Below are 13,074 nucleotides of genomic sequence, written 5' to 3' on the forward strand. Positions count from 1 at the left end.
ATGTTTTAACGGAATAGGTTCATCACCCGCATTACCACTAAAATAGTTGATCTCTTCTGCTTTAAGCACTTCTTGCTGACCATCAACAGTAAAGATTAATGCTTCATCTTTAGGTGCAAACAGCATTTGTTCAATCACATCGCCTTGCTCTTTTCCTAAAGCAACAAGACGCGTACCACGCCCTTTTTTATTCATTTCATTCAGTTGTTCTGCTGAAATGGCTAAAATACGTGTTTTGTCAGTGATGATAATAAACCAGTGTTGCTCATTTTTCTTTTGAGGATCAACTAAGAGCGGTGCTAATAATTCAGTCTCTTCAGAAACAGTGAGTAGCCCTTTACCTGTCTTATTCTTCGTTTCCATCTCATCGTAAGAGAGAACCGAACCATAACCTTCTTTTGTTGCCAATAAATATTCTTGTCCAGCACTTCCCGCTAACATGTATTTCACGCTGGCTTCAGGTGGGAAAGTTAACTTACCGGTTAGTGGTTCGCCTTGGCTACGTCCTGAAGGCATATCATTTGGACTTAAGGTATAGCTTCGACCTGTGGAATCAAGGAACAGAACAGGCTGATTACTCATGCCTCGTACTGCGCTGTGATAGCTATCTCCTGCGCGATAACTCATGCCACTAGGATCAATATCATGCCCTTTTGCATTACGTACCCAGCCCATTTCAGACAACACAATAGTCACAGGCTCTGATGGCAACATATCTTGTTCATTCACCACTTTCGCCTCTTCTTGAGGGCGAATAGGTGAGCGTCGATCATCACCAAATTCTTTCGCGTCGGCTTCAATCTCTTTTTTCAGTAAAGTATTTAAACGGCGTGGTGAACTTAACAATTTCTCAATGCTGTCGCGTTCTTTTTCAAGCTCATCACTTTCGCCTTTTAGTTTCATCTCTTCAAGTTTGGCTAAATGACGCAAACGTAGTTCTAAAATAGCTTCAGCTTGAATATCAGATAACTCAAAGCGACGCATTAATTCTGCTTTGGGTTCATCTTCATGACGAATAATTTCAATCACTTCATCAATATTGAGATAAGCAATTAATAAACCTTTGAGGATTTCTAAGCGGCGTAAAACTTTCTCTAAACGATGATTTAAGCGGTTTGTCACTGTTTGGCGACGATAAACTAACCATTCGTTTAAAATAGTTAGTAGTCCTTTTACTGCTGGACGGTTATCTAACCCAATCATATTCAGGTTAACGCGATAACTTTTCTCCAAGTCAGTATTCACAAACAAGTAGTACATGACTTGTTCTAAATCAACACGATTACTACGAGGAACAATAACAAGTCTAGTAGGATTTTCATGATCAGATTCATCACGTAAATCTTCAACTAAAGGCAGTTTTTTGGCACGCATCAATGCTGCGATTTGCTCAAGTACTTTGGCGCCAGAAACTTGATGAGGCAATGCAGTGATCACTGCACATCCCTCTTCTTTTTGCCAAACAGCACGCATTCTGACAGAACCACGCCCTGTTTTATAAATCTTCTTGATATCGTCTTGAGCCGTAATAATTTCAGCTTCAGTCGGATAATCAGGGCCTTGAACATATTGCATTACGTCAGATAATCCTGCATCAGGATTATCTAAAAGCATCACTAAAGCTTGCCCTATTTCACGCGCATTGTGAGGTGGAATATCCGTTGCCATCCCAACAGCAATACCCGTTGTGCCATTAAGCACGATATTAGGTAAGCGTGCAGGCAACATTTTCGGCTCTTGCATCGTGCCGTCAAAGTTAGGGATCCAATCTACCGTACCATGTCCTAACTCACTCAATAATGTTTGTGAATATTTAGAAAGACGTGATTCGGTATAACGCATCGCGGCGAAAGATTTTGGATCATCCGGCGCACCCCAGTTACCTTGTCCATCAATTAACGGATAACGATAAGAGAACGGCTGAGCCATAAGTACCATTGCTTCATAACATGCACTATCACCATGCGGGTGATATTTACCTAGCACGTCACCCACAGTACGGGCTGATTTTTTAAATTTAGCGTTATTACTTAAGCCAAGCTCTGACATCGCATAAACGATGCGACGTTGTACGGGTTTTAGCCCATCTCCAATAAAAGGTAATGCACGATCCATAATGACGTACATGGAGTAGTTGAGATAGGCATTTTCTGTAAATAAGTGGAGCGGTTGGCGCTCTACACCATCATGAGTCAATTCACTCATTCAATTTTTCCTCAGACTCTTGTGGTATCCATTACACTTCGATGTCAACTTCATCGCCTTTCTCTTGTAACCAATTTCGGCGATCTTCAGAGCGTTTCTTCGCTAACAACATATCCATCATGCCTAGGGTTTCTTGATAGTTTTCATCATCAATCACCAATTGCACTAAACGACGCGTATTAGGATCAAGCGTTGTTTCACGCAGTTGAAGTGGGTTCATTTCACCCAACCCTTTAAAGCGCTGTACGTTAGGCTTTCCTTTTTTACGGCTTAAACGTTGTAAAATGGCATTTTTTTCTGATTCATCAAGGGCATAATGAACTTCTTTACCTAAGTCGATGCGGTAAAGTGGTGGCATTGCCATATAAACGTGCCCTTCCTTAACAAGAGCAGGGAAGTGGCGCACAAATAAAGCACATAATAAGGTTGCGATATGTAAACCATCTGAGTCCGCATCCGCAAGAATACACACTTTACCGTAACGCAGTTGGCTTAAATCATCACTATCAGGGTCCATACCAATTGCTACCGAAATATCATGGACTTCTTGTGACGCAAGTACTTCATCTGAAGAGACTTCCCATGTATTTAAGATTTTACCGCGCAGAGGCATAATCGCTTGATATTCACGATCTCGAGCTTGTTTAGCAGAGCCTCCAGCAGAGTCCCCTTCAACTAAAAACAGTTCGGTGTAACGTAAATCTTGAGAAGTACAATCAGCCAATTTACCCGGCAATGCTGGCCCTGAAGTGAGTTTCTTTCTCACCACTTTTTTAGCAGCTCGCATACGACGTTGAGCGCTGCTAATTGCCATTTCAGCAAGTAACTCACCGACTTGAACATTCTGATTTAGCCATAAGCTAAAAGCATTTTTTACAGCATTTGCAACAAACGCACTGGTTTGTCTTGAAGAGAGTCGCTCTTTGGTTTGCCCTGCAAATTGAGGATCTTGCATTTTCACTGATAATACATAAGCACAACGATCCCATGTATCATCGGCAGTTAATTTAAGACCTCTCGGTAGTAAATTACGGAATTCACAAAATTCACGCATTGCATCTAACACACCTTGGCGTAAACCATTTACGTGTGTACCACCTTGAACTGTCGGAATTAAGTTAACATAGCTTTCAGTGAGTAGATCGCCACCTTCAGGCAGCCATAACATAGACCATTCAACAGCTTCATTATCACCTTCAAATTTGCCTGTAAAAGGCTCTTCAGGAAGGCGAACAAACTCAGCAACAGCTTCACTTAAATAATCGGTTAAACCATCAGCGTAGCACCAATTTTCTTGGGTGTTGTTTACTTTATCGACAAAAGAAACATTAACGCCCGGACACAATACTGCTTTGGCTTTTAATACGTGAGATAAGCTTTTAGAAGAAAAACGAGGAACATCAAAATAAGAGCCATCAGGCCAAAAATGCACACTCGTTCCTGTGTCCCGTTTTGCACAGGTGCCAATCTCATGTAACTCTTCAACTTTATCGCCATTTTCAAAAGCAATTTGGTAAATTTTACCATCACGACGAACAGTTACTTCAATACGCTTTGAGAGGGCGTTAACAACCGAGATCCCCACACCATGTAACCCGCCAGAAAATTGATAATTTTTATTAGAGAATTTTCCTCCGGCGTGGAGGTGAGCAAGGATTAGCTCGATAGCAGAAACGTTAAGTTCAGGGTGAATATCGACAGGCATTCCTCGCCCATTATCGATAACTTCGATAGATTGGTCTGCATATAAAATGACATCGACCTTCGATGCGTGTCCCGCAAGCGCCTCGTCCACGCTATTATCTATCACTTCCTGTGCCAAATGGTTCGGTCTTGTTGTATCTGTATACATCCCCGGACGACGACGTACAGGCTCTAGACCATTAAGAACCTCAATATCCTTTGCGTTATAACTTGATTGAGTCATTGTTTTAATCTGCGGTTCGCTGTTAGAAAAATACTGTTTATAATAACAGGTGTTGGCGGCAATATGATATTAATTTTCGGCTAGATACATCAACCTACGTTTTACAGGTTAATCGACCGAAAGGCTAAATTATCTTTAAAAATTGAATAATTTTCGGAAAAAAACGTTCAAAACCCACAAAAGCATGGTTTCCATCCGATTCTATGGTTTGCCTACACGCGCCAAGATATGAAACAGCTTGACGATAATCAAGTATTTCATCTCCAGTTTGTTGAAGCAACCAAATAAGTTCCGGTGAGGTAATTGCAGGAATACGCAAAGCAAGCAACTCATCCATATGATGAGGTTCTAGCTTATATTTTTGATGTGTATAAGGATTTTCGTTCTCACCCAAGAAATCTTGCAAAAGATCGAAAGGACGTATCGCAGGATTAACAACAACAGCGGGTAAATTAAAACGTTGAGATAGCCAAATAGATAAATAGCCACCTAATGATGAGCCAATTAATCCAAGCTTGTCATCTGTACTCTCTTTAACTAACGTTTCAATTAGCTGAGCGGCTTCTTGAGGATAAGGTGGCAGTTGAGGTACTAACAATTCAATTTCAGGATGTGTTCCTTCAAGCCATTGACGAAAAGCCTGTGCCTTTGCTGATTGAGGTGAGCTATTAAAGCCATGCAAGTAAAGAATACGAGGCATAACTTAATAGCCATCCGCATCAAGATCAGGACAAAATTCAGTGCCCGCTAAACGGTAAACTTGTGTTTCAATTTTGCCCTTCTCATCAGATGAAAGTGACATTTCCAAATAGCGCCAGCCTGGAGAAACAGTATCTAATGTAAAATTCGTACAATGAGGGCGAAACTGAATGCATGTAGAAGGCGTTGCCAACAAACGAATGCCATTCCACATTTCATCCATTTCTTGGTGAATATGGCCACAAAGCATCATTTTGACTTGAGAGTGATTTCTTAAACGTTCTGCCAATTCTTGAGAATTTCTTAAACTGTGTTGATCTAACCATGTACACCCTGAAGGCATAGGATGATGATGCAACAAGATAATCGTATCTCTGTGCTTTTGACTTTCGAGACAGCGTGTTAGCCAATCTAACTGACAATCTGATAACTCACCATGAGGAACGCCTTGAATTTGGCTATCTAATAACAGCATTTGCCAATTATCACCAATCAACACTTGTTTAGCTGACAAAATTCCTGCCTGATTTAAAGCATCAATCATTGCAGGTTGATAGTCATGATTACCCGGCAACCAAACACAAGGAGGTGTCAGCGTTGCAATGCCATCAGCAAAATGCTGATAAGCTTCAAAGGTTTGATCTTGAACTAAATCACCTGTCGCAACAATCAAGTCAACATCAAGACCCTGCTCTCTAATCGTATTTAATACCGCATGGTAGCTACGATAGGTATTTATACCCAGCAGAGTATCTTCCACATTAGCAAAGAGGTGGGTGTCTGTGATTTGTAATATTCTTACGGTGTTTTTGTGTTTCACCGATAATTCAAGCTGGCTTTCCAAAAGGTTTCCTTGTTTCACTCTCATTAGCCGTTATGTTAACGTATTTTCGTAGTAAAGATCTGCCAACCAATACACATTTCAAAAGATTAGTGAGAAATATTCTCGCTTTCAATCACGTTTTTTTCACTTCATTTTACAATTTAATTCATTTGATATCGTACACTTAGAGATAGTTACTCTACTTGATAATATTACTAAAAACATCCTTTAAAGATTGATTAATGTATTAAATTATCGACCAACGCTTTCTTAACGCAACATGATGAAGTTGTAGCCATTGAAGCGCGATAACGGATGCTGCGTTGTCAATAACCCCCTCTTCAACCCAAAGATAAGCTTGTTCTCTGCTAACAACATGAACACGAATATCTTCATTCTCACACGCTAATCCATGAATACCTTTTGCTGTTGTTGCATCAACTTCACCAACGTAAACATGCATTCTTTCGCTCGTACCACCGGGGCTTGAAAGATAACTCACAATAGGTTCACATCGTCCAACAATAACACCCGCTTCTTCTTGGGCTTCACGTCTAACAACATCTTCTGGACTTTCTCCTGGTTCGACCATGCCCGCAACCACTTCAAGCAACCAAGGTGTCTCACTGGTTTCATACGCAGGAATACGAATTTGCTCAATTAACACCACTTCATCACGTTTGGGATCGTAAGCAAGCAAAACACCTGCATTGCCTCGTTCAAAAACCTCTCGCTTAACTTCCTCACTCCATCCACCTTCAAAAAGGCGATGTTTAAAGCGATATTCGGTCATGCGGAAAAAGCCTTTGTATAAATCTCTTTGATTGAGCAATTTCACATCTTCACGACCGTATAAAAATGGTGTATTTTCCCTTTTCTTCATACAATGTTCCTTAAGTTACATTTAAGAGTCTTTTTATTGCTTACGTTTAATACAGATTTAAAGAAATTTGCCAACAATTCATGTAAAGTTAATCTAAAATAAAAGGATATGGCACAAATGGCTACCCCTAGTTAGGGAAACAATCTGCTAGAATTATCCCCAATCAAGATTAACAGAGGCAACTCAGCGAAACTGTTGCAACAAGGAATTAAAATGAAAAAACTGCTCTCTCTTTTGGTCACGATGAGTTTGGCAGGATTCAGCACTGCAAGTCAGGCTGAGGATCTGCTTCAAGTTTATCAAAAAGCAAAGGACAGTAACCCTGAGTTACGCAAGTCATTAGCTGAACGAAATCAAGCTTTTGAAAAAATTAATGAAGCTCGTGGCTCATTATTACCACAATTAGGATTAGGCGCATCCGCAGATTATAAAAGTGGCTACCGTGATAATAGCAACACCGAGTCCAACGCTATTGGTGCAAGTTTAACGCTGACTCAAAGTGTGTTTAACATGGCGTTATGGCGCCAATTAAACATTCAAGAAAAAACAGCGGGCATGAGCGATGTGACTTACCAAACAAGTCAGCAAAAACTGATTTTAGACACCGCGACCGCTTACTTTGATGTTTTGCGTGCTATCGATTCATTATCATTTATTGAAGCGCAAAAAGAGCAAGTTTACCGTCAGTTAGATCAAACAACTCAACGTTTTAACGTAGGTTTAGTGGCTATTACTGACGTACAAAATGCGCGTGCAAATTACGATAGCGTACTGGCACAAGAAGTGGCTGGCCGAAATCAATTAGATAATGCATTAGAAAAACTACGCCAAGTAAGTGGTATCTATTACATTAATCTAGCATCACTAAACATCAGCCGTTTTTCAACAACGTCACCAGACTCTATTGAGAAACTACTAAAAGATGCTGAAGAACGTAACTTAAGTTTATTAAGCGCACGTTTAGGTCAAGATTTAGCGCGCGAAAATATTCGTTTAGCACAATCAGGTCACTTACCAACAGTAGATTTAAATGCATCAACGGGTGTGTCCAATAGCCATAGCCACGGTAGCGCATTACCACCAGCAACAGCGGGTAATAGTCGCAATAGTTACAGTGGTCAAAATAGTATTGGTCTATCTGTTAGTATCCCTCTGTATACCGGCGGCAAAACAAGCTCACAAGTTGAACAAGCACAATATGGTTTTACGAGTGCGAGCGAACAATTAGAATCGGTTTATCGTTCTATTGTCCAAATCGCGCGTTCTTCTTATAACAATATTTCTGCATCAATCAGTAGCATTAAAGCGTATCAACAAGTTGTTGTTTCTGCGCAAAGTTCATTAGATGCAACTGAAGCGGGTTATCAAGTAGGTACTCGTACTATTGTTGATGTGTTGAATGCCACCACAACGCTTTATGATGCAAAACAGAAATTATCCAACGCACGTTATGACTATTTAATTAACCAATTAAATATTGAATATGCGCGTGGTACATTAAATGAAAATGACTTAATTCAGTTAAATAATGCACTAGGTGCAGAAGTTTCTACTTCACCAGATAGCATTATTCGCTCGTTAACAAGCCCTGCTCTTAACGTTGCGCCTTGATCGTGAATTAAGAATTTAGTCACTTATAAAAAACCGCTTTCAGCGATAAACTGATAAGCGGTTTTTTTTATACTTCCTCTCCGCATAAGATATTGTGTTATGGCTTAAATTAAGATCTCAGCAATATCTATATTCTTGTATTAACAAATACCTTAATTACAATTAGGTTAAAAAGAGAGGATTTACCTAATTTCATTACTCTTAACCTTATAAAGATCACAAATTTCTGGTTATCCCTGATGATTAGGCGTTTCTTATTTATTTTCTAGACTATTTAACCTATCCTAGCTTTTATTTTGAACGTTTTACCTTTTATGGATCTTATCAATATGCCAATGAAACGTACCAAATCGATTAATCGTGATGCTTTCCGTAAAGCATTTCGTCCTTATCGTCTGGCGCCTGTTGCAATCGCCATCACTGCTGTATTCGCGCTTTCAGGATGTGAAGAGAGCGATGAGACAGTTTCACTGTATATGAATGCACAAGAATGTGCTCAAGCGAATCCTTCACAAGCGGCACAGTGCGAAGACTCTTATCGCACTGCATTGCAAGAAGCACAGCGTACAGCACCGAAATACGCAACATTAGAAGACTGCGTAGCTGAATTTGGTGATGCACAATGTACACAAACAGCGTCTATCGATGGACAGCCTGTTAGTACCGAAAATGCAAATAATTTAAGCCCAGACAGCTCACAAATGGCCCAAGCTAACTCTGGTGGTAGCTTCTTTATGCCATTAATGGCGGGTTATATGATGGGTCGCCTAATGGGTGGCGGTGCGCCAGCACAACCTCTGTTTAGTTCACGTAATCCAACAAGCCCTGCGAATGGTAAATTTGTGGACGCAACAGGCCGTAACTATGGTCCAGCAGTTGGTGGTCGTCAAATGAACGTACCAAAAACAGCCATGACACCAAAACCATCAACAACCTCGACAGTAACTCGTGGTGGCTTTGGTAATACAGTTTCGAGACAAGCAGCGGCTCAACGTACCAGTGCAACAAATAATAACCGTAGCTCAACCGGTTCATCTTCTTATCGTTCAGGTGGTTAATTAAAACCATGAAACGCGAAAATATCATTGAGCGCCCAGATTGGCGTGAAAAAGCCACTGAATTTGGCTTTAATTTTCATACAATGTATGGCGAGCCTTATTGGTCTGAAGATGCTTATTATCAATTCTCAATGGAAGAGGTTGAAACGTTAGAAGAAACAACAGAAGAGTTGCATCAGATGTGCTTACAGGTCGCTGATAAAGTGGCTAATAGTGAAGAGTTGCTGACTCGTTTTCAAATTCCTCGTCACTGCTGGGATTTTGTACGTGATTCATGGAAATCATCTCAACCTTCGCTCTATTCACGTCTTGATTTAGCCTATGACGGCAAAAGCCCAGCAAAACTGTTAGAAAATAATGCAGATACGCCAACATCGCTGTATGAATCTGCTTTTTTCCAATGGATCTGGCTTGAAGATCAAGTCAACGCAGGTCGTTTACCGCAAAATGCCGATCAATTTAATAGCATTCAAGAGAAGTTAATTGATCGATTCGCAGAGCTTCGTGATCAATATGGAATGCGTTATCTGCATATGTCTTGTTGCCAAGATACTGAAGAAGATCGCGGTACGGTTCAATATTTACAAGATTGTGCTGAAGAAGCCGAAGTAACAACTGACTTTGTGTTTATTGAAGATCTAGGTCTAGGTGAACGTGGTGAGTTGACTGATCTGCAAGATCAGATAATCAGCAATATGTTTAAGCTTTACCCTTGGGAATTTATGTTCCGCGAAGACTTCTCAACTAAGTTAGCTGATGCGGGAATTCGTTGGTTGGAGCCATCTTGGAAGAGTATTATCTCGAATAAAGCATTACTGCCAATGCTTTGGGAGATGTTCCCTAATCACCCAAATCTGCTACCTGCTTATTTTTATGATGGTAAAGCACCTGATTCATTATCACGTTATGTTATCAAGCCACTGTTTTCACGTGAAGGTGCAAATATTCGTATTGTTGAAAATGGCAAAGATATTGCTGTTGCAGATGGTCCTTACGGTGAAGAAGGCTTTATTGTTCAAGATTTCCATCCACTACCAAAATTTGGTGATAGCTATACATTAATTGGTAGTTGGTTGGTTAACGACCAATCCGCAGGTATTTGTATTAGAGAAGATAGAGAGCTTATCACTCAAGATCTCTCACGCTTCTATCCACATATTATTTTAGATTAATAGAAATCTTAAAATTATATTGAGCACCTTATTGCTTATAAACAGTAAGGTGTTTTTTATTGCAAAAATCTTTCCATTTTGATGATTTCAATATATGACTATATTCCAGAAATAATCATATCCATAGCAGACACAATCGCTGTATGGATCTCAGGCTTAATACACACGATATCAGCTGTTCTTAACTTATTCTTTGCCACGACTGTTATAGATTTCGTCATAACAACATATTTCTGATTATCTATTTCAATAATGGGTGTCAATATTTCTACTTGAGAATTCTTATATGATAACTGGGTAATCGGTATAATAACCCGAGAATCAATATCACTTAGTAGCTCATTTTGAATATCAATAAAATAAGGGTACTGTTCTTTCGATTTAAGGGATTTATTACGATATACCGTATATTGAGACATTAAATAACCCCATATTCATCATCATCAGTAAACAACCCCATTTCCTGTTCAAATTCATTAAGCGCTTGAATGCCGTTTTTGTTTTCAGCTTTCCACTGTTCCCGCTTTTTTTCACGAATTGCATCAGATAACATTTGATCGAGTGTTGCTGATAAATTAATTCCAAGCTCTCGTGCTTCGTCCACCAATTTTGCAGTTAGATACACATTAACTCCTCGTTTATCTTTTTTACTCATTACCAATGTTTTCATTATAAACTCCATTTATGCGCATCATTTATGTGCATAAGTGTAGAGCAGATAATTATCAACATCAAACTAGAGATATTCAAAAAAACATAATTGACTTATTTAATAGAATATAAAAAGCATTCATTGAATAGTAATGAAGCTTATCAGATATTTATCCAAATAAAAATAAAATCAATATAAACAAAAGGTTAAAATTATTTGTTATATCTATATAGAAAATTGGAAAGGTCAATAACGAGGGAAATATAATGAGTCGATACATTATATTTAATATAAAAAAGGTCAAATTCCACAAAAGTGCATTTGACCTTTAGATATTATAAATTAGTTTTTATTGAACAATCTTATCCAATTTGAAATGTCATCATACTGAGCGATTTATTAACGATATCATTATTTAGCAACGTTACTTTTTCACCTTCCTGTTTTAAACCTAATAGGTATAACGCGGGTAAAAAATGCTCTGCTGTTGGATGTGACAATCGTCCTTCTTCCGTTGATAAAATCGTAAAGAGATCAGTTGGCTCTTTGTCACTTTGCAAGCTACTTTCTATTGCTTCACTAAACGAAAGAGCCCAAGGATAAGGCGCTGCATCACTGTTTTGCCAATCCATCATTCTTAAGTTATGAACAATATTACCGCTACCAATAATTAAGACACCTTCTTTACGTAGCTCAACTAATTTTTGACCTAATTCATAATGCCATTGTGCCGATTGACGTGCATCAATACTTAATTGAACAACTGGGATATTGGCATTCGGGTACATTTTTTCAAGTATTCCCCAACTTCCATGATCGAATCCCCATTGATCCATATCGAGTTTTAATTTAATCGGATCAATAAGATCTTCAATCAGCGCTGCTAAACCTATTGAGCCTCGCGCTGGGTATTCTATTGCATACAATTCTGGTGGAAATCCATAAAAATCATGAATTGTCTTTGGTTGCGACATTGCTGTTACATAAGTTCCATCGGTATACCAATGGGCTGAAATCACTAAAATCGCTTTAGGTTGAGGAAGCATTTCCCCTAATTTTGACCAGAGGCGAGTATATGTATTATCTTCTAATACATTCATTGGACTACCATGCCCAATAAACAGCGCTGGCATCATTTTTGTTTCCATAAACCACCTCTTATGGCGAGTGTTCTTATCACATAAGCATACTGCCTTCTTACTTGAAATATAGTCAAAGAAGTATGAAATAGTTATTCAAAAAATATGAAAAAAGCCACCTAAGTTTCCTTAAGTGGCTTGATATAAGTGTGTGTGTGTTTTCAGTGTCGTTTATAACATGTTAATTTCAGCCAGCTTTTTTCTCCTCACGAAGACGATAAGCCACTAAATCTTCAATAGTTAACACTGGCATATTGTGCTTTTTAGCAAAAGTGATCACTTCTGGTGCTCTTGCCATTGTGCCATCATCGTTTGTTAACTCGCATAACACTGCAACAGGTTTAAAACCGGCTAAAGTTGCTAAATCAATCGAAGCTTCAGTGTGTCCGCCACGCGTTAACACACCGCCAGGTTGAGCACGTAATGGGAATACGTGACCTGGACGATTTAAATCACTTGGTTTTGCATTATCAGCTGCCGCTGCACGTACTGTGGTTAAACGATCTGATGCTGAAACACCCGTTGTAACCCCTTGTGCCGCTTCAATTGTTACCGTAAACGCGGTATGAAAATGACTGGTGTTATTTTCCACCATCATAGGCAAATCAAGTTGTTGACGGCGTTCTTCTGTAATGCATAAACAAACAATGCCACTACCATGACGAATAGACATCGCCATCTGTTCTGTGGTCATAGTTTCTGCTGCGAAAACCATATCGCCTTCATTTTCACGGTTCTCGTCGTCGAGCACCATCACGCCTTTACCAGCACGAAGGGCTTCTAGAGCAAGTTCAACACGCTCAAATGGATTACCGAATTCGGAAAGTAGCGTCTGATTCATGGTAAAAAAACCTCAATAATTAATGAAAGTTACCAGAATCAGGGCAGTCTTAGGAGTGGATCTC

Annotated in this window: 11 protein-coding genes and 1 pseudogene; 3 read left to right on the forward strand and 9 right to left on the reverse strand. The window is 39.4% G+C overall.

Annotated elements, in window-relative coordinates; translation table 11 throughout:
• Positions 1-24: 24 nt before the first annotated feature.
• From parC to nudF, 5 genes and pseudogenes are all read right to left on the reverse strand, one after another.
• Positions 25-2,205, reverse strand: a pseudogene (parC, locus tag ABN212_RS03010) (DNA topoisomerase IV subunit A); the annotation flags it as partial.
• 31 nt (positions 2,206-2,236) lie between these two features.
• A complete protein-coding gene (gene parE, locus ABN212_RS03015; protein WP_198620763.1) occupies positions 2,237-4,132 on the reverse strand; it encodes a DNA topoisomerase IV subunit B in 1,896 nt (631 codons plus the stop codon).
• Between the two features lie 124 nt (positions 4,133-4,256).
• Complete coding sequence (gene yqiA / locus ABN212_RS03020; protein WP_198620762.1) at positions 4,257-4,832, reverse strand: esterase YqiA; 576 nt, start codon at positions 4,830-4,832, stop codon at positions 4,257-4,259.
• A 3-nt stretch (positions 4,833-4,835) separates the two neighbouring features.
• Complete coding sequence (cpdA, locus tag ABN212_RS03025; protein ID WP_109373068.1) at positions 4,836-5,675, reverse strand: 3',5'-cyclic-AMP phosphodiesterase; 840 nt, start codon at positions 5,673-5,675, stop codon at positions 4,836-4,838.
• A gap of 226 nt (positions 5,676-5,901) precedes the next feature.
• Positions 5,902-6,537, reverse strand: coding sequence for an ADP-ribose diphosphatase (nudF, locus tag ABN212_RS03030; RefSeq protein WP_349442855.1), 636 nt, complete (start codon positions 6,535-6,537; stop codon positions 5,902-5,904).
• A 213-nt stretch (positions 6,538-6,750) separates the two neighbouring features.
• Between nudF and tolC the strand changes: the two genes are divergently transcribed.
• From tolC to ABN212_RS03045, 3 genes are all read left to right on the forward strand, one after another.
• Positions 6,751-8,148, forward strand: a complete 1,398-nt coding sequence (gene tolC, locus ABN212_RS03035) for an outer membrane channel protein TolC (RefSeq protein WP_109373066.1) — start codon at positions 6,751-6,753, stop codon at positions 8,146-8,148.
• Positions 8,149-8,477: 329 nt separating this feature from the next.
• Positions 8,478-9,206, forward strand: a complete 729-nt coding sequence (locus ABN212_RS03040) for a DUF1190 family protein (protein WP_072070058.1) — start codon at positions 8,478-8,480, stop codon at positions 9,204-9,206.
• Positions 9,207-9,214: 8 nt separating this feature from the next.
• Positions 9,215-10,378 carry a glutathionylspermidine synthase family protein gene (locus tag ABN212_RS03045; protein ID WP_109373065.1) on the forward strand — a complete coding sequence of 388 codons (1,164 nt, stop codon included), beginning with the start codon at positions 9,215-9,217 and terminating at the stop codon, positions 10,376-10,378.
• A gap of 98 nt (positions 10,379-10,476) precedes the next feature.
• Here ABN212_RS03045 and ABN212_RS03050 read toward each other — a convergent pair whose 3' ends face one another.
• The 4 genes from ABN212_RS03050 to ribB all read right to left on the reverse strand — a co-directional run bounded on the left by ABN212_RS03050 (position 10,477) and on the right by ribB (position 13,010).
• Positions 10,477-10,797, reverse strand: coding sequence for a CcdB family protein (locus ABN212_RS03050; RefSeq protein ID WP_198626205.1), 321 nt, complete (start codon positions 10,795-10,797; stop codon positions 10,477-10,479).
• A complete protein-coding gene (locus tag ABN212_RS03055; protein WP_198626206.1) occupies positions 10,797-11,048 on the reverse strand; it encodes a type II toxin-antitoxin system CcdA family antitoxin in 252 nt (83 codons plus the stop codon). The genes ABN212_RS03050 and ABN212_RS03055 overlap by 1 nt, the downstream gene beginning before the upstream one ends.
• A 344-nt stretch (positions 11,049-11,392) precedes the next feature.
• Positions 11,393-12,178 carry a 4,5-DOPA dioxygenase extradiol gene (ygiD, locus tag ABN212_RS03060; protein ID WP_198630324.1) on the reverse strand — a complete coding sequence of 262 codons (786 nt, stop codon included), beginning with the start codon at positions 12,176-12,178 and terminating at the stop codon, positions 11,393-11,395.
• A gap of 178 nt (positions 12,179-12,356) precedes the next feature.
• Positions 12,357-13,010 (reverse strand): 3,4-dihydroxy-2-butanone-4-phosphate synthase, encoded by a 654-nt coding sequence (gene ribB, locus ABN212_RS03065; protein WP_023582768.1) that lies wholly within the window; start codon positions 13,008-13,010, stop codon positions 12,357-12,359.
• Positions 13,011-13,074 lie beyond the last annotated feature (64 nt).

The sequence above is a fragment of the Proteus genomosp. 6 genome, assembly GCF_040139785.1.
Taxonomy (GTDB): Bacteria; Pseudomonadota; Gammaproteobacteria; order Enterobacterales; family Enterobacteriaceae; genus Proteus.